The organism is Dyadobacter alkalitolerans DSM 23607 (assembly GCF_000428845.1).
Classification (GTDB): Bacteria; Bacteroidota; Bacteroidia; order Cytophagales; family Spirosomataceae; genus Dyadobacter; species Dyadobacter alkalitolerans.
Map to the genome: position 1 here is coordinate 94,840 of NZ_KE386806.1, position 21,798 is coordinate 116,637.

Genomic DNA, 21,798 nt, shown 5'->3' on the forward strand with positions numbered 1-21,798 from the left:
ATCTTTCATTCGCGGCAGCTTATTTTGTTGCCGAATGTATATTATTGTTCTCCTTAGCCTTTGATGGCAAGATTTGTTTTCAAAATGGTTTTGCGCAACAAATTCAGTGCATAGGAAGCGGTAAGCTCAATGTTGATCTTCCGGTTGTTGCGCAAGGTAAGTAATTGGGTGAATGTTTCCTCCGGTGTTGCGCAGGCGATCCAGACAGTTCCAAGCGGCTTCTCGGCCGTGCCTCCATCCGGTCCGGCAATGCCTGTCGTGGAAATCGCGAATGTGGTGTTCAGCACTTTGCGGGCACCCTCGGCCATTTCACGCGCCGTCTGCTCACTTACCGCCCCGAATGCCTTCAATGTCTGAGGTGAAACGCCCAGCAAATTCATTTTGACTTCATTGCTGTAACTCACCACCGAGCCCTGAAAATATTGCGAAGCGCCGGGAACACTCGTGATTTGGTTGGCAACGAAACCGCCCGTGCAGCTTTCCGCCGTCCCTACTGTCGCATTGTGCTGCTTAAGTAACGATCCGATCACTGTTTCCAGTTCATCTGTATCAAATCCAAAAACCCATTCTTCAATATACGGCATCAGTAATGCAACCTGCTCTGCCAGGTCGGCATCCAGCTGGGGTTGATCTGTTCCAGTGCCCGTAAGACGCAGCTTAACTTGCCCGAAATGAGGTAGATATGCAAGCTTTATATGCTCAGGAAGGGCATCCTCCCAAGGTGCGATCGTTTCGGCCAGAAAAGATTCTCCTATGCCGATCGTCCGCACCGATTTATGTTGAATAATGTTTGAAACGAATCTTGATTTCAGCCTGGGGAGGATCTCAAACTCCATCAGGCTCTTCATTTCGTACGGCACGCCGGGCAGCGAAACATAAATTACATCGTCTTTTTCAAACCACATTCCCGGCGCGGTTCCCCAAAGATTTGGAATGTAGGTACAATTTTTGGGAAGTGCAGCCTGCTGGATGTTCAGCTCGGTCATGGCGCGTCCGCGTTTTGCAAAAAACGCCGTGATCAGTTCCAGTGCCTCCTGGTTGATTTCAAGTTCAGTCCCAAAATATTCGCAAAATGTATGCTTCGTAATGTCATCGCGGGTAGGGCCGAGGCCTCCCGTCACAATAATAACGTTCACCCGCTGGCTGGCCGCCGAAAAGGCATCCAGGATGTCGGCTTTGTTATCTCCAACCGAAGTCTTTCTAACCGGCCGAATGCCTATATCAGTCAGTTGAGAGCCAATCCATTGCGTATTCGTATCCGTAATTTGTCCAAAAAGGATTTCATCACCGATCGTTAATATTTCAGCCCGGATTATGGGAGCCATAGTTTGAAATTGGTTGATTGAGACCGTTATTTTCCCAAAAATAAGTAAAATTAATCGTTATTGAGTACGTTTAGACCGTAGTCAGAATTTAACAAACACAATCGTAATGAATCACAAAATCTTAGCAATATTAATATTTTCACTCCTGGCAGCGACTAATTCACAGGCCCAGTTCAACTTAGGAAAAGTGCTGGATAAGGTGAGCGGGAAATCGGATGGACTTGGTGAAAATGAAATCGTATCGGGTTTGAAAGAGGCGCTGAATGTCGGGATTAGTCATGGTTCTGCGGAAGCTTCCAAAGTGGATGGTTTTTTCAAAAATGAACTGATCAAAATTGCCGTCCCGCCGGAAGCGCAGAAAGTCGCAGAGACATTGAGGAAGATGGGACTGGGAGATCAGGTGGATAAATTTACATTGTCACTCAACCGCGCAGCAGAAGATGCCGCAAAGAAATCAAAACCTATTTTTGTAAAGGCCATTACGTCCATGACCGTCCCTGATGCACTAGGCATATTAAAAGGCCAGGATGATGCGGCAACGCAATATTTGAAGAAGACGACGAATGAAGATTTGTATAAGACATTCTTCCCTGTTGTAGACTCTACGCTCAATCTGAACAAGGCGACGGACTATTATAAGGAAATCGTCGACACTTATAACAAAATTCCCTTGGTGAAGAAAGTGAACCCGGATTTAAAAGGTTATGCTACGCAAAAGACCATTGACGGGTTATTCATTTTGATCGCCCAGGAAGAGAAAAAAATCCGCGAAGACCCGAAAGCACGGGTTACCGATCTTTTGAAAAAGGTGTTCAAGCAGGCAGCAAAGTAATCTTTCAGAACTATAAATTTCCTCAATTGGTTACTTTTGTCTAAATATTAACACCTCATATGAAAAAATCAGAAATACATTTTAGTGTCGAACTTGACGACAAGAACATACCGGAAAAGATTTTTTGGAATGCTACTGACAACCCCAATGAAGGCATCAACGACACCCGCGCCATCGCCATCGCCGTTTGGGACCATTACCACAGAGGCACATTAAAAATCGACCTTTGGACCAAGGATATGGAAGTTTTCGAAATGAAACGCTTCTACATCGAACTCATGAGCGGCATCGCGGATACGCTGTTGACAGCTACCAATGACAATGTGATGGCAGATGCGATTGAAGGGGTTTGTGAGACGCTGAGCAAGAAGCTGGATGAGGAGATGAAGGCCGCGAAGTAGGGCGCTGTCGTCGTGTCTTCTGCCGCCCGGCGGCCCGGTCCGCTCAGACTGACAGGGTGCGCTACGAGCAGGTTGCGTTGCGGTCGTGTCTTCGGCTCCGCTCAGACTGACAATCCTCCTGCCCTGTCACCCTGAGCGGAGCCGAAGGGCTAGCACTATGGCAGCCTGCAAGTCATAAGACCAGCTCAACCTGATCCTTCTTCGGCAAACTCTTCACAATCAAATCATAAGAGTCCTTCACCCAGCCAAACAACGTCTCACTAGGAATGTTACCGGTGACGTAAACCGTGTTCCAGTGCTTCTTATTCATATGATATCCGGGCTTAACGTCCGGATATTTTTCTCTTAGCTCTTCTGCTTTTTCGGGATCGCATTTTGCGTTAAACTGGTGGGACGCTGAGTCCAGGGGGGTGAGGAGGAACACTTTGCCTTTTACCTTGAATACGAGTGTATCAGGACCGAAGGGCAGTTCTTCTGTTACGCCTGGCAGTTGCAGGCAAAAGTCTCTCAGCGATTCCAGGTTTATCTTGTTAATGCTCTAACGATCATAATGATAACGCAAATCAAAAACATGACGATGGAGATGCGGTTAATGCCATGCATCATGCGGAGATTAAAGGAATCGGGGGCATTCGGATCCCTTTTTTTGAAGACGCGAAAGAAGTAACCAAACACGTCGCCTAATTGAAAGTATCTTTTCATAAATTTTTTCTTTTTCTGTCTTTACCAACCCTGCTAAACCAATATTTCACGCTCGTCCGGCTCGATCCAGCGACCGTCTTCACGAATTAACCCGATCAATTCTTCTACTGCTTTCGCCGCGGTTACTGATCTTTTGATCACTTCCTGACCACGATACAAAGCAATTTTATCTTTTCCCATACCCACGTATCCATAATCCGCATCGGCCATTTCACCTGGTCCGTTCACGATGCAGCCCATAATGCCGATTTTCACGCCTTTCAAATGTTCGGTGTGCTTGCGGATCATGGCTGTTGTTTCCTGTAAGTCAAAAAGCGTTCGTCCGCAGGATGGGCAGGAAATGTATTCCGTTTTCGACATTCTGGTTCTCGCGGCTTGTAAAATGCCGAATGCTATGCTGTTGAATGAAGCGGCAGCTTTCAGCTTATCTGTATGATTGATATGCGTCGGGAATGTTGGCTGTAACAACACGCCATCTCCAAAACCATCAACCAGCAATCCACCAACGTCCGTAGCTGAATATAATGTCAGTTCATCGCCCAAATCGGTGGCGTACTCACGCTGGATAACAACCGGAATTTTGATGCCTTTTTCAACCAGTTTATAGAAAAACCGCCGCAGTTCCGGCATTGCATGCGCGTTGTCGGTGTGTATCAGCAGGACAATGTTGGTTGCCTCTCTGACACTTTTCAGAAGCGCATTATTCAGGGAATGTATGGTGCCTTTGATAAAATTCAACTGTGTTGAAACGAGTGCCTTATCGGTTTCAAGCCATTGTTCCGCCTCGAAAAGCGGAAATTTGTTTGCAGCATTTTCATGTTGCTGCCATTGCTCAAAATCCAGGATCTCACGCAAACCGTTTGGCAGCATGAACGGCACAGGGTTTTTCCCGGAATATATAAAATCGGCTCCCTGATCGTTCATAGCCCATTTATCCGGCACGGGCAAAAAGAAATGTCCGATGCTTTTCAGGTTTTCGAGCTGGGTAACTTCGATATTGGAATAATCCGCAATCACACGCGGCACGTTCAAATGACCGAAATTATAAACCTCTTTTGTATCCCTTCTTGTGTATTGAAATGGATTGATAGGGCAAGATTCAACCGGCTCGATGAAATCGTGCGGTGTTCTGTCAGCATAACGCTGGATTAACGCACGGGCCACAGGCGCTTCTTTTTCAGGTGCTTCCGTTAATGAAACACGGACTGTATCGCCCAAGCCATCTTCCAGTAATGTGCCAATTCCAACAGCCGACTTGATCCGGCCATCTTCCGCTTCACCTGCTTCTGTCACGCCAAGGTGCAACGGATAAGGCTTTAAGCCCTCTTCATCCAAACGTTGCACAAGCAACCGATATGCTTCCACCATCACTTGCGTGTTGCTGGATTTCATTGAAAGCGCAATGTTGAAATAATTGAATTCTTCACAGATCCGTAGAAATTCCAGCGCCGATTCCACCATACCCAGCGGTGTGTCGCCATAACGGCTCAGGATCCGGTCTGAAAGCGAGCCGTGATTTGTGCCAATGCGCATCGCTGTGCCATATTCCTTGCATATGCGCACCAATGGGATGAATTTTTCACGGATCCGTTCTAATTCCGCGGCATAGGAAGCATCGGTGTAGTCAATGACTTCAAAACGCTTGCGATCGGCGTAATTTCCAGGGTTGATCCTTACTTTTTCAACTATCCTCGCTGCCAGTTCGGCTGCATTGGGTGTGAAATGTATGTCGGCGATGAGCGGAACATTGATACCAAGCTTGCGCAGGCCATTTCGGATGTTTTCAAGATTTTGTGCTTCTTTTACACTGGGCGCCGTAATGCGCACATATTCACAGCCCGAATCCACCATTCTAAGCACCTCATCAATGGAACCTTGCGTATCCATCGTGTCAACCGTGGTCATCGACTGCACGCGAATGGGATAGTCGGAACCCATAGGCAGGTCGCCGATATTAATGGTGATGGTTTCGCGTCTTTTATATGCTGTCAGGGAAGGACAGTAAAGATTTGTCGTTTTTTCAGAAGCTGTAACTACTGCCATGGAGTTGTTATGATATTGGCAAAGGTCTTAAAACAAAAACACAATCGGAATTACAATCGTGCATTTTAATGCCTCAGTTTTCGATCCGCGTTCCTGAATCAACTGTGATGATGTAACTTTTTCCGCCTTGTTTTTCAATGGCTTCGGCCACCTCCTCGGCTTGCGTGGGCGCATATACAAACATGCAGCCGCCACCGCCCGAGCCATTGATCTTGCCGCCCAATGCACCCGCCGATAAAGCTGCATTCATCATGCGTTCTATCTTGGGCGTTGACGTCCTTTTATGGTCGCGGAGGTTTTTGTAATGTTTATATAAAAGTCCGCCAAAATGTTTGTCAAACTCCTCATTAACAGGGCTATGGATGCTTTGTGTTAACAGCACTTTACCTTCAAGAAGAATGTCGCGATCTTCGAGATTGGCCTTTAAAAGGCTCAGCTCGTCGTCGGTCAGCTTTGATTTGTAGTCAGCAGCTTTTTCAAAAGGCGTGGTGAAAATGGAGAACTCGGGTTCAAATTGCGTGACTTTTTTGATCACGTCTTCCATTCCGTAACGGCAACGCGCAAGAATGCCTAATGTGTCTTTCGGCTCCAAAGAATCACCCAAAACGAATGTTCCCAATGTCGGCGTAAGTGCTTCAACATGAATGATGGGTGTTGATTCCAGGTAAATCACATTGCCGATGGCCGTAGAATAATGATCCATCATGCCGCCGGGTTCGCCAAATTCGAGCACTTCGGCTGCATTGGCGACTTCTCCCAATTCTTTTTGAGAAAAACCAACCGGCTTATCGCTCATTTTATCCAGAAAATGTGCCCAGGAAACAATCAATGCTGATGAGCTCGACGTTCCGGAATTGATCGGAATGTTGCCGTGAATGACACATTCAAAACCTTTGGAAAAGGTCAAACCCTTTCGTTTTAAAACATTAATGGTGCTGCGGAAATAATCCCGCTGCACCACGTATGGAAATGTATCGTTTAGAGAAAACTCCTCTTTTAGCCCAAGATCGGGCAAATGCAGGATGATTCTGTCATCATTACGGTAATGCCCGTCGATGCTGATCCGGCGGGAAATGGCCGCTGCAATGACAGGCAATCCAAGATAATCCTGATGTTCACCAAATAAACATATACGGCCCGGCGTCGAAATCTTCATGAACTACCAGCTTTTCTTTTTATGGCCTACCAGACCGAAATAAAGGATAAAAATATACAACGGAACCATGATCCAGTAAGCCTGCTGCGTGCTTTTGATTGAATCTGCAATGCCGCCGTAAACCAATGGCATCACCGCGCCCCCGGAAATCCCCATTACCAGTAATGCAGACGCTATTTTGGTAAACTTACCCAGTCCGCTCAATGCCAAAGGCCATAATGCAGGCCAGATCACCGCATTGGCAAAACCTAAAATTGCAATGCAAAGCACTGATGCAAAGCCGGTTGTAAAGATCGCAGCAATGGTTACTACCATTCCGAGAACGGCCGAAAACATGAGATATGCCTGTTGAGATACATATTTAGGAATCAAAACAATGCCCAAAACATAGCCAAACATCATCCCACCCAATGTATATGTTCCAAAAAGCCTCGCTTCTTCTTCTGCAAAACCGAGCGAAACACCATAATTAATGATCGTATCCCCGGCAATTACTTCAACACCCACATAACAGAACAGTGCGATCACGCCCAACACAAGGTTAGGAAACTGGAAAACGCTCGTTTTTTCTACAACCGGCGCTGATCCAACCGGCGCTTCCTCTTCTTCACTTACTTCAACCAAGCCTTTCGACATGCGGATCAAAATCGCCAGACCGACCAAAACGGCTGTCAGAACGAGATAAGGGACAACCACTTTGTCAAGTTCTTCCTGGGGGTCTGTTGAGCTTGCACCGGATAAGAGCAATTTACCAATGATCACCTGGCTCAGAATCCCCGCCGATTTGTTGGCAATTCCCATGATACTGATCCGCTGAGCAGCACTTTCGCGTGGCCCGAGTATTGTTGCATATGGATTGGAAGATGTTTGCAAAACCGTCAGACCGATCCCAATTGTGAAAAGTCCGACCAAAAACACCGGATAGGAGGCCATTTCAGCAGCTGGAATGAAGATCAATGTTCCCGCCGCCATCACAAGCAGGGCCAGCGACATTCCGTTTTTGAAACCCGTCTTTTTTACAACATAAGAACACGGGATCGCCATGATCGTGTAGGAAATGAAAAAGGCGAATGTTACCAGGTAGGAACTGGTGTTATCAAGGGAAAATGCTTTTTTGAAAAAGGTAATTAATGTGCCGTTTACCCAGGTGATGAAACCCATCACGAAGAATATAACGCCAATCATAAAGAGAGGGCCAAGGTAGCTTTTTTTGTTGTCCATTTAGGTTTGAATTAATTGGTAAGGGTTATGTAGGTTAAAAATGAAAAATAGCTGTTAATACTCGTCATTCAGTCCGAAAATGCGCTTGTTGGTTTTCCATTTGCCCCGGGTGAAATCCGGAATTTCAATGGGCGCGCTTCCTTTTGCAATGGACATTTCGGATAATGGGCTGATGGCGCTCCATGTGGCCGCATCGTACACGTCAATGGGCGGTACGGTTTTTCTTTTGATGGATTCAATAAAGCCTCTTAATACGAAATAATCGATGCCGCCGTGGCCGGCGCTTTCTGCATCTTTCGCATATTTTGCCCACAACGGATGGTCGTTCTTGTCGAGATAGGCCTTGTCAGGTTCGGCGGTGTGTTCTTTTGGCGAAACGCCTTCTATATATATGCTGTGTCCGTCGTTCATCCAGATGCCGTTGGTCCCCTGCGCACGGAAAGCGAGCGAGTAGGGGCGTGGCGAGTTTGTGTCATGAACGAGTACAATGTTCTCGCCATTATGGCATTGGATTACGGTCGTAACAATGTCGCCGAGCTTGAAATTGACTTTGGCATTAGGATGATCCTTACCGCCATGATCAACGATGTATTTGTGTAAACCTCTCGATTTGGTAGCCGTGGAAGTCAGATAAGAGAATTTGTTGCCGCGGTTAATGTCCATCCAATGTGCCACAGGGCCGAGGCCATGCGTTGGATAAATGTCGCCGTTGCGGTCGACGGAATGTTGGGTGCGCCATTTGGCTTCCGAAAATCCTTTTTCACCAAATTCAACGCCAACACCGCCATTGCTTTTGCCATCATTCAGCTTAACAGACCGCAGATCGTGCTGGTAACCGCAATGCGCATAGGTCATTTCGCCAAACATTCCCTTGCGGACCATGTTCAATATCGCCATGACATCCCGGCGGTAACACACGTTTTCGAGGATCATGCAATGCGATCCGGTTTTTTCAAATGTGTCCACCAGGTCCCACGACTCCTGTAAAGTGACCGTGGCAGAAACTTCAACCGCTGCATACTTTCCAGCTCTCATGGCAGACAGCGTCATAGGAACATGCCATTGCCAGGGCGTTGCGATCAGGATCCCATCCAGGTCATCGCGCTTAACCATATTCAGAAAGTCCTCGTCACCCTTACCATAAACCGCCGGCGCTTTTCTTCCCGATTTCTTGATTTGTGCCAGGGAAGCGTTGATGGCGGCCGGATCAATGTCGCAGATTGCATTCACTTCCACATCCGGACGAAAAAGTGCCTGTTTCAGGTGACTGCGGCCGCGAAGACCTACACCGATAAACCCCAGTCGCACTTTCTCAGCTGCTTTCGCTTCGTTGGAATACATTGACGGCAATATCCCGATGGCGGGTCCGGCCATTAAGGCTTGTTGAATAAAGTCGCGTCTATTCATGACGTTGTCCATTTAAAGGTTCAGGATGCGGTTGGCCTGCCATCGGCACAATGGTTTCCAAGATCGCAATTTACATTCAATAACCGTATTTTTTAATTTTTTTTATTAATTCAGATGAAATGGAAATTCTTGCAAGTGGTGACGATTATTTTAAAAAATGAACAAATTGGAATTGCAAAGCGTTAACCCAACACAAGTGACCCCAGAAAGAGCATTACGTCCAGGCTCGAAGGCTTTAAGTGTGTTGGACACATACTTTGTAACGACATTTAAAGCGCATTTTATTTTAAGTAAATCATCATATGGCTCAAAAGGTGGCGGTGTTCCGGAAGGAACATTTCAATGCGGCTCATCGTCTTCATAATCCGGAATGGTCGGCTGAAAAGAATGAGAACGTGTTCGGTAAGTGCAATAATCCCAATTTTCACGGGCACAATTATGAGCTGATCGTTCAGGTGACGGGGGAAGTTGACCCTGAAACCGGTTATGTGCTGGATATGAAAGTGCTGAGTTCTGTTTTAAAGGAATTTGTGCTTGATCGTTTTGATCATAAAAACCTTAATCTCGACGTAGAAGAATTCAAATCACTCAACCCTTCCGCGGAAAATATCGCGATCGTTATTTATACCATATTAAGATCAAAAATTGACTCAGGCCTTGACCTGAAAGTTAGATTATATGAAACAGAACGGAACTTTGTCGAATATCCCGTCGACTGAAATGGTTGAGGTTGAGGAAGTTGGAAACGATCATGTATTTTCTTCGATCGACACGCCTTTGCGCAAAGATGCCTTTGCAATGGAGGACGACATGAAAATGGAGCTGATTGAAAAGCATTTCCGCCACATTATGGAAATCATGGGCCTGGACCTGACCGATGACAGCCTGAAAGGCACACCGAAACGGGTTGCCAAAATGTTTATCACAGAGGTTTTCAGCGGTCTTGATCCAAAGAATAAGCCAGCCGTTACGCTTTTTGAAAACAAATACAAATACGACCAGATGCTGGTCGAAAAAGATATATCGGTGTTCTCCAACTGCGAACACCATTTTGTCCCCATTTACGGAAAAGCGCACGTTGCGTACATTTCCAGTGGTAAAGTAATCGGCCTGTCCAAACTGAACCGCATCGTAGAATATTTCGCAAAACGTCCGCAAGTCCAGGAACGCCTCACCGTGCAGATTGCTACGGAACTGAAATTAGCGTTGGAAACGGAAGATGTGGCAGTTGTAATCGATGCACAACATATGTGCGTTCAGTCGCGGGGAATAAGAGATTCGGGAAGCTCCACTGTTACCGCGTTTTATGGGGGGAAGTTTCAGGAGGAGAGTACTAAAAAGGAGTTTTTGAGTTATTTGGGGATGTGATTCGTTAGCTTTAAAGACCAGCCCTGTCACCCTGAGCGGAGCCGAAGGGACGTGCAGCATGCCAGCAAGCATCCTACACGTCCCTTCGGCTCCGCTCAGGGTGACAGGGACAGTCCGCCCAAGGTAACAGAACTAATCAAACCTTACGCTTAACGCTCCTTGTGTTAAACCGTTGGTCCAACTCTCTCAAGCAACGCCTTCGTAGCTTTAATTCCATCATACTCAGAAAGCTTGCTTCCTTCATATTCAATTCCAGCGATTCCTTTGAAACCTGCGTCTTTAACGATTTTCAGGATTTTTGTGTAATCCGTTTCGATACAGTTTCCTTTTTCGTCAAAGTCATATGTTTTTGCGCTTACGCCTTTTGCGTAGGGCATTAGTTCTTTCGTTCCCTGATATCTGTCGTATGATTCTGCGCAGCCGCCGTCTTTTCTGGTGATGCAGAAGTTACCGAAGTCTGGCAATGTCCCTACATTTTTGAGGTTAACCTGCTTCATTACGCCTGATAACCATTGACCATTGGAAGAAGAGCCTCCGTGGTTTTCGACGATTACATTAATGCCTGTTTTCGCAGCGAACTCACCTAACTTACCAAGCCCGTCAACAGCAGATTTTGCTATTTCTTCAAAGCTACCTTTTCCGAATGCATTTACGCGGATGGTTTTGCAACCCAGATATTTCGCAGCTTCTACCCAGCGGTAATGGTTTTCAACAGCCTTGTTACGAACTGCAGCGTCCAATTCTCCCAGGCCGCCTTCGCCGTCGATCATGATCAGGTGTGCGGTAACGCCGTTGTCTTTTTGTCTTTGGATCAAATCATTCAGATATGTTTTGTCTTCCGCTTTGTCTTTGAAGAACTGGTTTACATATTCCACGATGGAAATGCCAAACTCTTTTTTCGCCAATGCCGGGAAATCGAGGTTAGTCAGTTCCTTCTTGAAAAGGGCTTTGTGCAAAGACCATTCTGCGAGTGAAATATCAAACCAGAGTTTTTTGGCAGGATCTGCCATTAGTAAGTCGGAAAAAGCAGTCGCTGCGAAGGCAGTAGCACCGGCTTTTTTAAGAAAATCGCGACGAGAAACGTACATTTTGGTTAGAATTTAGATTTATATTTATTATGGAATGTGAATTCTTGCTTCATTATACAGCTTCTCATTTTTCACCAGACTCGCTGCGTCCCAATCAATGTCCTTGATAAATGCATGCGCGCGAACGGGACAGTTTTCGACCCGGCAAAAGTAACAGCATTGATACAGGCACGGGTCTGCATGAACGAAAATCTCGGTTTCTCCCGTATGACTTTCTTTCAGTATATTCTCAAAATTATGAATTGTTTCATGCACTTTTTGCAGTTCCCAATAATATGGCAATGTCAAATGGCAATCAATGTGCAGATCAGAGCCGTATTGCTGCACACGAAGGTTGTGCACGTCGATCCATTCTGTTTTTTTGTTATCCTTTAATGTCTGCACCACTTTTTCCAGCAACGCGTCATCCACAGCGTCCATAAGCCCGGCTACGGATTTGCTAACAAGCAGGAACCCGTTATAAGCAAGAAATAAACCGAACAGGAGGGAAGCAGCGCTATCAATCCAGACGTAGCCCGTGAGCATAATGAGTCCAACGCTCACGATCAGGACCAGACTGCTGATGCTATCCGTCATCAAATGGCGTCCATCGGCGGTAAGTGCCAGCGAATTCATTTTCCTGCCTTCGGTTAAAAGCTTATAACCAATAGCAGTGTTTATAATGATGGTAAAAAGTATAAACCCGGAACCCTGAAGCAGGTTTTGAATAGGAGCTGGGTCCAGGATCCTGTTCACCGCTTCGATAATGATAAAAAGCGAAGCGATCATGATCAACGCACCCTCAAATCCAGCGGAGAAAAATTCTATTTTGCCGTGGCCGTAGGGATGGTTCCTGTCTTTGGGCTGCGCCGAAAGATAGATGCTGTAAAACGCAAAACCACTCGCTATAACATTGATGATCGATTCCAGCGCGTCGCTCAGGATGGCGTTGGAAGAGGTAAGATAATAAGCGAAGAATTTCAAACCCGTCAGGATGATGCTGGCTATAAAAGACAGCAGTATGAGACGTTGTTTAAGCTTATTTTGGTTTATTTGCATTTGCGATTTGAAATTCAGAGGCCAAAAATACTAAGAAAATGCGGGTTATAACCACAGAAAATAATTGGAAAACACTTTCAACCGAAACTGTCTACGAAAATGCGTGGCTCGAACTGAGCCATCGCGATGTGATCAACCCGTCGGGAAATAAGGGCATTTATGGGCTGGTAAAATTTAAGAATCAAGCCATTGGCGTTATTCCGCTGGATGCCGAGGGCAACATTTATCTGGTAGGACAATATCGCTATGCAATCGATGAATATTCCTGGGAAATTCCGGAAGGCGGCGGCGCTTTAAATGCAGATCCGCTGGACGCAGCCAAGCGGGAGCTGAAAGAAGAAACGGGTTTACTGGCTGAAAAATGGACCAAGCTTGCGCGCATTCATACTTCCAATTCCGCCACCAATGAAGAAGGTTTCCTGTTCATCGCCGAAGAACTGACGCAACAGGAAGCAGAGCCTGAGGATACGGAAGATCTGCAAGTGCGGAAAGTATCTTTGCAGGAAGCGGTTGACATGTGCATGCGTTCCGAAATTACTGATTCGCTGTCTGTATGCGCAATTTTAATGACCGCCAGACTGAAGGGAATCTGATATGCTTGAATCGCTTTTCTATGGGACGCTTACGGGAATAGGATTATGCCTCACTTTTGGGACCGTCTTTTTCTCATTGGTCCAAAACAGTGTTGATAACGGTTATAAAACCGGCGTGAAGATCGCATTAGGCGTTTTCGTCTGCGACATTATTTTTGTTTTCTTCGCTATCTACGGAACTGCATTACTGCCCGATATTCCCGATTTCAAGAAGTGGATGGCTGGTGCCGGCGTATTTTTCCTGATCGCGTTAGGGCTAACAAATTTGATTAAAGGTCAGCCAAAAATCGCCTATCCGACAACCCGGTTCGGCAATCTTCTTTATTATTTCACAACCGGTTTTTTTCTGAATGGGCTGAATCCGGTGAATTTTATCAGCTGGGTCACCATTGCTTCCTATATCCGCACCAATCTGCATTACAATTATCACCAGGTGCTTGTTTTTTTTGCGGCGAGTGTAGTGGCGGTCTTTCTGGTGGAATGTGGCATTGCGATCTTTGCGCACAAGTTGAAACGTGTTTTTACGCCAAGAGTGGTCACGATATTTAACAAAGTGACAGGCGTCGTTTTTATCCTGATCGCCTGCCAGATTGCTTATGTCAATTTTCTGCGTTAATGCGAAGGAGGCTCCGTTATGTAGCTGTTCTTTTGCAAAAATCCCTTCCAATCGTCCATCAGGAAATTCTTGAAAACGCGCGGAAACTTGTGCTGGCCGCCCATTTTGCCTTTGGCATTCATCCAGTCGTAAAAAGCTTTGTTCGGCAGCACAGTAACAAACACTTCCTTCAATGCATGACGCCTTTCCACGGCATAGTCATCATTAAGCTCTGCTAGTTTGGCGTCCAGTCTGGTTTTGAGCTCTTCTGCATTCACATCCGTTTCTTCTACACCAATATACCAATGATGCGCAAACATAGAACCGTATTCAATGCCGCAGACAGTGAATTCTTTAACCGTTAACCCCATCTCATCCGAAACCAGATCGACGGCTTTGTTCATGTTATCGACCGAAAGGTGTTCCCCGCAAAGACTCAAATAATGCTTCGTACGTCCTGTAATGACAATTTCACCTTTCGCTTTGTCCACAAATTTAACTGTGTCACCGATCAGGTAACGCCATGATCCGGCACAGGTCGACAGCAGCAATGCATATTCTTTCCCTTCTTCAACCTGATCAATCATTAAGGTCTCAGGATCGGATAACAATGTTCCTTCTGAGTCAAAGTTTTTTTCGTTGAAGGGAATAAATTCGAAGAAAATCCCATTGTCACAAACCAGCTCCATACCTTTTGCGCCCGGGCGGGTTTGGTAGGCGATAAATCCTTCGGAGGCAAGATACGTGTTAATGTAGATCAATGGCCTTGCCAGCAGCTTTTCGAAACCCTTTCTGTAAGGCTCAAACGAGACGCCACCGTGCGCAAAGACCTGCAAATTGGGCCATATATCATGAATGGTCTTTACGTTATAATGCGCAATGATCTTTTCCATCAAAAGCTGGATCCACGCCGGAACGCCCACGATGAACCCAATGTCCCATTCGTGCGCCTGCTTTGTAATTTCTTCCAGTTTCAAACCCCAATCTTTTTGCGCCGCGATTTTTTCGCCGGGTTTATAGTAAGGCCTGAACCAATAGGGAATCTGCTTGGCCGTGATGCCGCTTAAATCGCCTTCAAAATGTTTGTCCTGATTATTCAGATTTGTACTGCCGCCGAGCATCAGGAAGCCTTTTTCGTACAGATCATTGGGAAGATCCTTATAATGTCCGAGCGAGAGGATCTGGCGGATGCTGGTCTTCTGGATCGCGCGCGACATGGCCTTGGTGACCGGAATGTGCTTCGTAGCAGCCTCGGAAGTTCCTGAACTTAATGCATAATATTTGATCTGGCCGGGCCAGCAAATGTCTTTTTCTCCTTCAAGCGAACGGTGCCACCATTCGTTAAAGATCTTGTTGTAATCGTAAACCGGAACTGTTTTCTTGTATAATTCGTAATAAGCGCCTTTTTCACTGAACAATATGGATGAAAGCAGCTCGTCAAAATTGTATTTTTCTCCAAACTCTGTGTAGCGCGCCTTGGCCAGCAATTTCGCCAGCGTCTTTTTTTGCTGAATGTGAAGACTTGCTTTCCTGCGGTTAGCAACAATGTTGCTGATATGAATTCCTTTTTTTAATAAACTCCCTACTAATGCCATAGCTGAATTTTAAAATTATAAATCCCAGGTCGAAAGCTGTTTTAACGCCTCATACGCTGTCAGATCATATTGGCACGGCACAACAGAAATGTAGTTGTTATCCAGTGCCCAGACATCGGTATCCTCTTTTTCGGTGTCAAAATTCACGAATTCGCCTGCCATCCACAGGTAACCTCTTCCGTTCGGGTCTACGCGATAATCGAATTTTTCCTGCCATTTTGCGTGCGCCTGTCTGCAAACTTTTACGCCTTTCAACGGTAGGTCCGTCTTCTCAGGAATGTTAACGTTCAGTGCGATGCCGTTCGGTATGCCGTTTTTGAGCGCTTCTTCAGTAATGGATTTGATAAATGGAATGGCATGATCAAAATCCGCATCTTCCCGGTAATCCGTTAATGAAAACCCAATCGCCGGAATACCTTCTATCGCAGCTTCTATGGCTGCGGACATGGTCCCGGAATAAAGCACGCTGATCGAGCTGTTGCTTCCATGGTTGATCCCACTCACGACCAGGTCCGGTTTGCGATCCTTCAAAACATAATTTTTAGCCAGTTTTACGCAGTCGGCAGGTGTTCCGGAACATTCATATTCAACAACGCCTTCAAAAATATGTGTGGAATAAAGTCTTAGCGGTTCGCCAATCGTGATAGCATGGCCCATCCCGGATTGCGGGCTGTTTGGCGCAACAACGATCACTTCTCCAATGGTTTGCATCACTTCCACCAATGTCCGGATTCCTTTGGACGTTATGCCATCGTCATTTGTAACTAAAATAAGGGGTCTCATATAATTCTACTTATCGCCGGTCACATTAAGGGGTTTAAAAGTCCGAACTGACGAATGAAGTAATGCGGTTTTTAGGTTGAAAAAAGATTTATTTGTAACTGCTATGAGTCAAAATTAAGCATTATGCCATCATTCTCAATAAAGCCTGCAACCACAGCCGACATCCCAACCATCATCGGAATTCAGGAACAGACCTGGGAAGCAACTTATAGTGAAATACTTACGAGAGAACAGATTGACTATATGTTTGAAAAAATATATTCCCCCGAGTCTCTCGAGCGTCAGTTTATCGTTGAGCAGCATTCCTTCCTGATCTTGTTGAACGACGGCAAGCCGGAAGGTTTTGCATCTGTTTCCGAAGAAGGCCGGGAAAAGTTTAAGTTACATAAAATATATGTACTTCCTTCCACGCAGGGAACGGGTGCGGGAAAATATCTCCTGGCTGCGGTTGAAAATTATGTAAAGTCGGTCGGTGGGAAAAAATTAGGTTTAAATGTCAACCGGTACAATAAGGCAAAGGGATTTTATGAAAAAATGGGCTTTGCAGTGACAGGCCAGGAGGACATTCCCATTGGTCCTTACTGGATGAATGATTATGTGTTGGAAAAAGAACTGACTTGTTGAGCCGGTTCAGTTCTTTGGGCCAGTTTCATTTTTTTAATGTTCTTCTTCTGACTTTTCAGGCCTTGCAGTGGATGGTAATGGTTGCTGTTGCTCACATAATATCCCGTTCCGTCATACGTGCGTTTGTCCGGGTGCGCCTTACATTCAGGTGAGCATGCACCCTCCATTTCTTCACCGCATTTGTGACAAACCGGCACGTGCGTGTTACATTCTGCATTGGCGCAGTTGATCATGCGGTCGCAAGGTTCGTCGCAGATGTAGCAGCGGGAGATAACGGTTGGATTGACTTTGTTAACCTCAACCGCAATGCGGTTGTCAAAAACGTAGCATTTACCATCAAAATTTTCCCCGCCTTCTTCCAGCCCGTAACGGATAATGCCGCCATGTAGCTGATATACGTCCTGGAAACCCTGTTCGAGCAGATAAGCACTTGCTTTTTCGCACTTAATGCCGCCTGTGCAATAGGTTACGATCTTCTTATCTTTCAAATGTTCGATCTCGTGAATGTGATCAGGCAGCTCGCGGAGGTTATGCATATCAAATGTGATCGCACCCTTGAATTTGCCTAATTCATGCTCATAATCCGAGCGCATATCCACAAGCACCACATTCGGATCGTTAAGGATTTCCTTAAATTCAGACGGCTCCAAATGCTTACCCGTGCGGACCAGCGGATCAACACCCAGATCGGAATTGACGATTTCGTCCTTCACCCGGACATGCAATTTTTGAAAAGCCACTTTATCATGCTCTTCCACCTTAAACTGCACATCCTTAAACCGGCTGTCCGAACGCACGTAATTCATATAAGCCTCACAGTCTTCCGGTGTGCCGGAAACTGTTCCGTTCAAACCTTCCGGCGCAATGATGATCCTGCCCAGAAGATTGTGGTGCACGCAGAACAAATGATGCTCATCGCGATACGTTTCCGTGTCTTCGATGGGCGCATAGAAATAATATAAAATTACCTTGAAAGGCTTCATTGTTGCATTAGTTGATGTATTCCAAAGAGGAAAGGGTTATGTCCACGCAGCTCTTTCCCCCAAATCAGGTGCAAATATACGAAGAAACGCACTTTAACGAAAATGCGCGAATTGGACTTTTGCACGAAGCAAACTATTGAAATGATTTCTATATTTTTACCGCAATCAACGCATTCCCAAGCATTACTCCGTTCACATTATGCACATTGCAATCATTGGCAACATTGGCGCAGGCAAGACGACATTAACCCAAATGCTGGGTGAATATTTCAAGTGGGACGTCATGTACGAAGCCGTCGAAGGCAATCCCTATCTTGCTGATTTTTACCAGGATATGGATCGCTGGGCATTTAATCTGCAAATCTTTTTCCTTAATAACCGCTTCGCACAGGTCCAGAAAATACGCGAAACCACTTACTCGACCATTATTCAGGACAGGACCATTTACGAGGATGCATTTATTTTTGCAAGAAATCTGCATGAGTCCGGCGTGATGACCGAGCGGGATTACCAAACCTATCTTTTGCTTTTTGAATCCATTATACGGACCGTGTCCCAACCGGATCTGTTGATTTACCTCAAAGCAGACATTCCGAAGCTGGTTTCGCAAATCAAAAAGCGGGGCAGGGACTTCGAAGCCGACATTTCAACCGATTACCTGACAGCACTCAACCATTATTATGATGATTTTGTCAAACATTACGATCATGGCAAAATCATCGAAATTGATGTAAACCAAATGGACTTTGCTTCTAATCCAGACGATTTCAACTACATCGTTTCCAGGTTAAACAAGGAGTTGTTTTACATCTGAAAATCAGACCATTAATAAATGTCGATTAAAGCACGCATGCTAATGCCTTGTTGAGGATCTGATTGCTTTTAAGGCTGAATGTGTAAATCTTGCGCTCCTCGGGAAGGATGATTTCAATCTTGGATGTGCCTTTCATTTTCTCCAGTTCCTGAGGCGTAACCGGCGAGGAAAGCATAAATGACTTGTTCCAGAAATTGCGGTCGGAAGTGGTTGTAAAAAGTGAAAAAGTGCCTTCTTTGGTTGTAAACCTTATTTCCGTGAACATTTGCACGTGAAAAATGAGTTCTACTTCTTCATTGTGATAGGTAAAAATCTTCTCTTCCCCCGTCCTCGACAGGCTCAGATATTCCTTTTTATCCACCAGCTGAACAACTTGATAATATTCCGTTTTGTTCGTGGATCGGCTCACTTTGGTCAAGCACTGAGCGTGGCAAACAGACTGGGAAGCAAAAACGAGCCCAATAACGCCAAGCAGCGCAATCACTTTCATGTGGTGGTAGTCCTTCAAACTATTAAGAAAAATCAGGGATCGTCCAATTAATAGTAAATATATGCTAATTTTTTAAAAAGGAATGCCATAAAAAAACCTGCGCCGGAATACAGCGCAGGTTGTGACCAGGAGGAGAGTCGAACTCCCATACCCGAAGGCACTACCCCCTCAAAGTAGCGTGTCTACCAATTTCACCACCTGGCCGAGGATTTTGCAAAAGTACTATTTAAATGATATGCCGCAAGGCTCTGGGAATGTTTTTTGAGTGTTTTTTATGGAGACTTCCGTCGTTCAATGTCGGGTTTTTTCTATTGTAATGAGAATGAGGATGCTAACTTTGCCCATGTTTAAAGAGTGATGACTACATCTTGCTATTCCATTAACACATGAACTTCATTTACTTCCCTAGCCTGGTTATTTCTGCGTTATTGACGGGGTTGTCTGCCGGCTTATTCTATTCCTATTCCTGCTCGGTTAATTTGGGCTTGCATAAATTGCCTGATGCGGAATATTTGCGTGCAATGCAGCAGATTAACAAAGCGATCCTGAACCCTGCATTTTTCGCTTCGTTCATGGGTTCAGTTCTGGTGCTTATCCTGGCGAGCTGGCTTAGCTATTCCTTACAACATGCTTTTCAACTCAAAATGCTGTTAACGGCAACCAGCATTTACGTCGTAGGCGTTTTAGGAATTACTATTTTCGGAAATGTGCCACTGAATGACGCACTGGCCAACTTTGATATTAATACAGCGACTAGTAGCGAGATTGCCAGACATCGCTTATTGTTCGAACAGCCATGGAATAATCTTCATACCGTCCGCACTTTCTGCGCATTTGCAGCCTTTGTATTTACATTGATTTCTTTTTATAAACTAAACTAGAAAGGAGTATTCCTTTCTAGTTTAGTTTATAAAAAAATGCAGCGCATCAAAAGGCATGCGTGCCATGTTGCTGGGCTTGAAGTTTGTGATAAGTGAAATATGACACCATGAGAACGACTAGAACGATCAGCGGGAATATGGAGTTGAAGCCGAATCCGTCTACGACGGTGATACTGATGCTTGCACAGAGGAAGTCGAAGACGAAGCCGGCATAAGCCCATTCTTTAAGGCGCGGCGGAACTTGCGGCAGCATTAATGCTATTGTGCCGGCAATTTTGAAGGCTGTGATCATCGGGCCAAAATAATCTGGGTAACCCAGATGCCGGATTCCTTCGCGGGCCATTTCAGTATGGGAAGTGAGCGCGGGCATGACGCCTTCAAACAAAAAGATCAATGTTGTTGAAATCCAGAAAATAATGCGGGTCGTTTTCATGACAGTAAATGTTTGATGGTTGAGTTTGTTTTTGTTGATACAAATCTACCGCACATCCGGCCGACAGACGCAGTGTAAATACGACGAATTAGAGGGTACAATGCGACAATTCGATTGCCGTAATTCCATTGGGGCAATTCCATTGGGGCAATCCCATTGCGGCAATTCCATTGCGGCAATCGAAGTTTCTTAGCTCAATCAGCAAGCTTTTTGCGGATTGCTTCTTTGTCGCTTTCTGTTTTGGCGAGGGACAATGCGGTTTGCCAGTGCATCATTGCCTTTTGATCATCGAGACCCGTATAAAGCGTTCCTAAGAGGGCAAAGTAGAAGTGATTGTCGGGCATTTGCAATTTTTCTGCTTCTGCGATTGCGGCCGCTTTTCCCCTGACTTTTGCAACAGCGTAGGTGCGGTTGAGCGCTGTGATAGGGGAGTACTCGCGCTGTAATAACTGATTGTATAGATGCAAAATCCCGTCCCACTTTTCGGGGGCTGTCTGCCTGTTGCGTATGCCATGCAGCGATGCCGGCTTCGAGGTGATATTTAGACAAATCATTTCCCTGCCCGGCCATTTTTAGAAAGTAAGCGCCCTTACTGATCAGGTCTGTGTTCCAAAGGCTCGAATCCTGATCGTCATAAAGAATCAGGGAACCGTTGTCATTCATTCTCGCATCGAAGCGCGAAGCATGAAAACACATCAGCGCCAGCAGTGCATTTACTTTCGGTTTGTTGGTTTCGGGATGCTCGATCAGCATGGTGCAAAGGCGGATTGCTTCAAGACATAAATCCTTTCTTAATGTATTGTTTTGATTAACTGAATAGTAACCTTCATTAAACAACAGGTAAATGGTCTTCAAAACCGGTTCCAGCCTGGCTTCAATTTCCGTTAAAGGCGGCATTTCAATAGCCACTTTTGATTCGCGCAACTTTTCTTTCGCCCTGAAAATGCGTTTGCTGACGACTTCTTTATTTGTCATGAAGGCGCTCGCTATTTCGTCGGTTCCGAACCCGCAAAGAATGCGCAGCGAGAGGCATATCTGCGATTCGTGGGAGATGGAAGGATGACAAACTGCGAACATCATTTGCAGCTGGCTGTCTGTAATGTTTTGGAATGAAAGGTCAATCTTGGCGCTGTCTGATTGTTGCGCGGTCTTTTGCAATTCCTGCGCGATTTTGTCCCGGAAGATGGACTCCCGATGGAGGTGGTTTTTAGCTTTGTTCTTCGCTGTATTATAAAGCCATCCCGCCGGATTGGGCGGGAGGCCTTCTATGCCCCAGGCTTGCATGGCTGCCTGAAACGTTTCACTTGCAATATCTTCGGCCACCTCAATCTCCCGAAACCCGAAATGCCTGCAAAGCACGGATACGATTTTCCGGTATTCGGTCCTGAACAAATGTGGGATGACGGGTCCGTGGTCGGGCATTGTT

General features: G+C 45.7%; 24 protein-coding genes and 1 tRNA gene. 9 read left to right on the forward strand and 16 right to left on the reverse strand.

Translation table 11 applies throughout. The features are described 5' to 3' along the window. Nucleotides 1-53: 53 nt before the first annotated feature. Nucleotides 54-1,325, reverse strand: coding sequence for a competence/damage-inducible protein A (locus G395_RS0127555; protein WP_026632941.1), 1,272 nt, complete (start codon nt 1,323-1,325; stop codon nt 54-56). Nucleotides 1,326-1,431: 106 nt separating this feature from the next. Between G395_RS0127555 and G395_RS0127560 the strand changes: the two genes are divergently transcribed. Both G395_RS0127560 and gldC read left to right on the forward strand, forming a co-directional pair. Then, complete coding sequence (locus G395_RS0127560; RefSeq protein ID WP_026632942.1) at nt 1,432-2,157, forward strand: DUF4197 domain-containing protein; 726 nt, start codon at nt 1,432-1,434, stop codon at nt 2,155-2,157. Between the two features lie 59 nt (nt 2,158-2,216). Continuing rightward, nucleotides 2,217-2,558: a gliding motility protein GldC gene (gldC, locus tag G395_RS0127565; RefSeq protein ID WP_026632943.1), complete on the forward strand. Its 342-nt coding sequence runs from the start codon at nt 2,217-2,219 to the stop codon at nt 2,556-2,558. A 172-nt stretch (nt 2,559-2,730) separates the two neighbouring features. Here the strand turns inward: gldC and G395_RS0127570 are convergent, their stop codons facing one another. From G395_RS0127570 to G395_RS0127590, 6 genes are all read right to left on the reverse strand, one after another. After that, nucleotides 2,731-3,093, reverse strand: a complete 363-nt coding sequence (locus G395_RS0127570; RefSeq protein WP_310588945.1) for an MmcQ/YjbR family DNA-binding protein — start codon at nt 3,091-3,093, stop codon at nt 2,731-2,733. Next, complete coding sequence (locus G395_RS31915) at nt 3,081-3,260, reverse strand: DUF6728 family protein (protein WP_084439924.1); 180 nt, start codon at nt 3,258-3,260, stop codon at nt 3,081-3,083. The genes G395_RS0127570 and G395_RS31915 overlap by 13 nt, the downstream gene beginning before the upstream one ends. A gap of 33 nt (nt 3,261-3,293) precedes the next feature. After that, nucleotides 3,294-5,303, reverse strand: a complete 2,010-nt coding sequence (gene ispG, locus G395_RS0127575) for a (E)-4-hydroxy-3-methylbut-2-enyl-diphosphate synthase (protein ID WP_026632945.1) — start codon at nt 5,301-5,303, stop codon at nt 3,294-3,296. Nucleotides 5,304-5,376: 73 nt separating this feature from the next. Beyond that, a complete protein-coding gene (locus tag G395_RS0127580; RefSeq protein ID WP_026632946.1) occupies nt 5,377-6,459 on the reverse strand; it encodes a GHMP family kinase ATP-binding protein in 1,083 nt (360 codons plus the stop codon). Between the two features lie 3 nt (nt 6,460-6,462). Continuing rightward, nucleotides 6,463-7,680, reverse strand: coding sequence for a sugar MFS transporter (locus G395_RS0127585; RefSeq protein WP_026632947.1), 1,218 nt, complete (start codon nt 7,678-7,680; stop codon nt 6,463-6,465). Between the two features lie 54 nt (nt 7,681-7,734). Next, on the reverse strand, nt 7,735-9,087 hold the full coding sequence (locus G395_RS0127590) for a Gfo/Idh/MocA family protein (RefSeq protein ID WP_051350473.1): 1,353 nt from the start codon (nt 9,085-9,087) through the stop codon (nt 7,735-7,737). 302 nt (nt 9,088-9,389) lie between these two features. On the opposite strand from G395_RS0127590, the gene G395_RS0127595 reads away from it, so the two are divergent. Both G395_RS0127595 and folE read left to right on the forward strand, forming a co-directional pair. Further along, nucleotides 9,390-9,806 (forward strand): 6-pyruvoyl trahydropterin synthase family protein, encoded by a 417-nt coding sequence (locus G395_RS0127595; RefSeq protein ID WP_026632949.1) that lies wholly within the window; start codon nt 9,390-9,392, stop codon nt 9,804-9,806. Beyond that, on the forward strand, nt 9,766-10,455 hold the full coding sequence (gene folE, locus G395_RS0127600) for a GTP cyclohydrolase I FolE (RefSeq protein WP_026632950.1): 690 nt from the start codon (nt 9,766-9,768) through the stop codon (nt 10,453-10,455). The genes G395_RS0127595 and folE overlap by 41 nt, the downstream gene beginning before the upstream one ends. 164 nt (nt 10,456-10,619) lie before the next feature. Here folE and G395_RS0127605 read toward each other — a convergent pair whose 3' ends face one another. After that, nucleotides 10,620-11,543 (reverse strand): sugar phosphate isomerase/epimerase family protein, encoded by a 924-nt coding sequence (locus G395_RS0127605; protein ID WP_026632951.1) that lies wholly within the window; start codon nt 11,541-11,543, stop codon nt 10,620-10,622. Nucleotides 11,544-11,570: 27 nt separating this feature from the next. Continuing rightward, nucleotides 11,571-12,581, reverse strand: coding sequence for a cation diffusion facilitator family transporter (locus G395_RS0127610; RefSeq protein WP_026632952.1), 1,011 nt, complete (start codon nt 12,579-12,581; stop codon nt 11,571-11,573). A gap of 38 nt (nt 12,582-12,619) precedes the next feature. Between G395_RS0127610 and G395_RS0127615 the strand changes: the two genes are divergently transcribed. Further along, entirely contained in the window at nt 12,620-13,174 is a 555-nt protein-coding gene (locus G395_RS0127615; protein WP_026632953.1) for an NUDIX domain-containing protein, read from the forward strand. 1 nt (nt 13,175) lies between these two features. Beyond that, nucleotides 13,176-13,790: a LysE family translocator gene (locus G395_RS0127620; protein ID WP_026632954.1), complete on the forward strand. Its 615-nt coding sequence runs from the start codon at nt 13,176-13,178 to the stop codon at nt 13,788-13,790. Here the strand turns inward: G395_RS0127620 and G395_RS0127625 are convergent. Continuing rightward, complete coding sequence (locus G395_RS0127625) at nt 13,787-15,364, reverse strand: GH3 family acyl-acid amido synthetase (RefSeq protein WP_026632955.1); 1,578 nt, start codon at nt 15,362-15,364, stop codon at nt 13,787-13,789. The genes G395_RS0127620 and G395_RS0127625 overlap by 4 nt on opposite strands. Before the next feature lie 15 nt (nt 15,365-15,379). Further along, nucleotides 15,380-16,147 (reverse strand): 5'/3'-nucleotidase SurE, encoded by a 768-nt coding sequence (gene surE, locus G395_RS0127630; protein ID WP_026632956.1) that lies wholly within the window; start codon nt 16,145-16,147, stop codon nt 15,380-15,382. Nucleotides 16,148-16,270: 123 nt separating this feature from the next. On the opposite strand from surE, the gene G395_RS0127635 reads away from it, so the two are divergent. Beyond that, complete coding sequence (locus G395_RS0127635; protein WP_026632957.1) at nt 16,271-16,771, forward strand: GNAT family N-acetyltransferase; 501 nt, start codon at nt 16,271-16,273, stop codon at nt 16,769-16,771. On the opposite strand, the gene trhO is transcribed toward G395_RS0127635, so the two are convergent. Continuing rightward, nucleotides 16,741-17,754, reverse strand: a complete 1,014-nt coding sequence (gene trhO, locus G395_RS0127640; protein WP_026632958.1) for an oxygen-dependent tRNA uridine(34) hydroxylase TrhO — start codon at nt 17,752-17,754, stop codon at nt 16,741-16,743. The genes G395_RS0127635 and trhO overlap by 31 nt on opposite strands. Nucleotides 17,755-17,953: 199 nt before the next feature. Between trhO and G395_RS0127650 the strand changes: the two genes are divergently transcribed. Continuing rightward, complete coding sequence (locus G395_RS0127650; protein ID WP_026632959.1) at nt 17,954-18,568, forward strand: deoxynucleoside kinase; 615 nt, start codon at nt 17,954-17,956, stop codon at nt 18,566-18,568. Nucleotides 18,569-18,593: 25 nt separating this feature from the next. Here G395_RS0127650 and G395_RS0127655 read toward each other — a convergent pair whose 3' ends face one another. Together G395_RS0127655 and G395_RS0127660 are read right to left on the reverse strand one after the other, a co-directional pair. Continuing rightward, on the reverse strand, nt 18,594-19,058 hold the full coding sequence (locus tag G395_RS0127655) for a hypothetical protein (protein ID WP_026632960.1): 465 nt from the start codon (nt 19,056-19,058) through the stop codon (nt 18,594-18,596). Nucleotides 19,059-19,180: 122 nt separating this feature from the next. Continuing rightward, nucleotides 19,181-19,262: transfer RNA gene (locus G395_RS0127660), tRNA-Leu, on the reverse strand. 182 nt (nt 19,263-19,444) lie between these two features. Here G395_RS0127660 and G395_RS0127665 point away from each other — a divergent pair. After that, on the forward strand, nt 19,445-19,939 hold the full coding sequence (locus G395_RS0127665; protein WP_026632961.1) for an anthrone oxygenase family protein: 495 nt from the start codon (nt 19,445-19,447) through the stop codon (nt 19,937-19,939). 46 nt (nt 19,940-19,985) lie between these two features. On the opposite strand, the gene G395_RS0127670 is transcribed toward G395_RS0127665, so the two are convergent. After that, nucleotides 19,986-20,372: a DoxX family protein gene (locus G395_RS0127670; RefSeq protein ID WP_026632962.1), complete on the reverse strand. Its 387-nt coding sequence runs from the start codon at nt 20,370-20,372 to the stop codon at nt 19,986-19,988. A gap of 285 nt (nt 20,373-20,657) precedes the next feature. Then, complete coding sequence (locus tag G395_RS30775; protein ID WP_310588939.1) at nt 20,658-21,794, reverse strand: RNA polymerase sigma factor; 1,137 nt, start codon at nt 21,792-21,794, stop codon at nt 20,658-20,660. Between the last annotated feature and the right edge of the window lie 4 nt (nt 21,795-21,798).

Bases quoted from the DNA above. Each gene is read 5' to 3' on its own strand.
- G395_RS0127555 (WP_026632941.1), bottom strand. From the start codon at position 1,325: ATGGCTCCCATAATCCGGGCTGAAATATTAACGATCGGTGATGAAATC.
- G395_RS0127560 (WP_026632942.1), top strand. From the start codon at position 1,432: ATGAATCACAAAATCTTAGCAATATTAATATTTTCACTCCTGGCAGCG.
- gldC (WP_026632943.1), top strand. From the start codon at position 2,217: ATGAAAAAATCAGAAATACATTTTAGTGTCGAACTTGACGACAAGAAC.
- G395_RS31915 (WP_084439924.1), bottom strand. From the start codon at position 3,260: ATGAAAAGATACTTTCAATTAGGCGACGTGTTTGGTTACTTCTTTCGC.
- ispG (WP_026632945.1), bottom strand. From the start codon at position 5,303: ATGGCAGTAGTTACAGCTTCTGAAAAAACGACAAATCTTTACTGTCCT.
- G395_RS0127580 (WP_026632946.1), bottom strand. From the start codon at position 6,459: ATGAAGATTTCGACGCCGGGCCGTATATGTTTATTTGGTGAACATCAG.
- G395_RS0127585 (WP_026632947.1), bottom strand. From the start codon at position 7,680: ATGGACAACAAAAAAAGCTACCTTGGCCCTCTCTTTATGATTGGCGTT.
- G395_RS0127590 (WP_051350473.1), bottom strand. From the start codon at position 9,087: ATGAATAGACGCGACTTTATTCAACAAGCCTTAATGGCCGGACCCGCC.
- G395_RS0127595 (WP_026632949.1), top strand. From the start codon at position 9,390: ATGGCTCAAAAGGTGGCGGTGTTCCGGAAGGAACATTTCAATGCGGCT.
- folE (WP_026632950.1), top strand. From the start codon at position 9,766: ATGAAACAGAACGGAACTTTGTCGAATATCCCGTCGACTGAAATGGTT.
- G395_RS0127605 (WP_026632951.1), bottom strand. From the start codon at position 11,543: ATGTACGTTTCTCGTCGCGATTTTCTTAAAAAAGCCGGTGCTACTGCC.
- G395_RS0127610 (WP_026632952.1), bottom strand. From the start codon at position 12,581: ATGCAAATAAACCAAAATAAGCTTAAACAACGTCTCATACTGCTGTCT.
- G395_RS0127615 (WP_026632953.1), top strand. From the start codon at position 12,620: ATGCGGGTTATAACCACAGAAAATAATTGGAAAACACTTTCAACCGAA.
- G395_RS0127620 (WP_026632954.1), top strand. From the start codon at position 13,176: ATGCTTGAATCGCTTTTCTATGGGACGCTTACGGGAATAGGATTATGC.
- G395_RS0127625 (WP_026632955.1), bottom strand. From the start codon at position 15,364: ATGGCATTAGTAGGGAGTTTATTAAAAAAAGGAATTCATATCAGCAAC.
- surE (WP_026632956.1), bottom strand. From the start codon at position 16,147: ATGAGACCCCTTATTTTAGTTACAAATGACGATGGCATAACGTCCAAA.
- G395_RS0127635 (WP_026632957.1), top strand. From the start codon at position 16,271: ATGCCATCATTCTCAATAAAGCCTGCAACCACAGCCGACATCCCAACC.
- trhO (WP_026632958.1), bottom strand. From the start codon at position 17,754: ATGAAGCCTTTCAAGGTAATTTTATATTATTTCTATGCGCCCATCGAA.
- G395_RS0127650 (WP_026632959.1), top strand. From the start codon at position 17,954: ATGCACATTGCAATCATTGGCAACATTGGCGCAGGCAAGACGACATTA.
- G395_RS0127655 (WP_026632960.1), bottom strand. From the start codon at position 19,058: ATGAAAGTGATTGCGCTGCTTGGCGTTATTGGGCTCGTTTTTGCTTCC.
- G395_RS0127665 (WP_026632961.1), top strand. From the start codon at position 19,445: ATGAACTTCATTTACTTCCCTAGCCTGGTTATTTCTGCGTTATTGACG.
- G395_RS0127670 (WP_026632962.1), bottom strand. From the start codon at position 20,372: ATGAAAACGACCCGCATTATTTTCTGGATTTCAACAACATTGATCTTT.
- G395_RS30775 (WP_310588939.1), bottom strand. From the start codon at position 21,794: ATGCCCGACCACGGACCCGTCATCCCACATTTGTTCAGGACCGAATAC.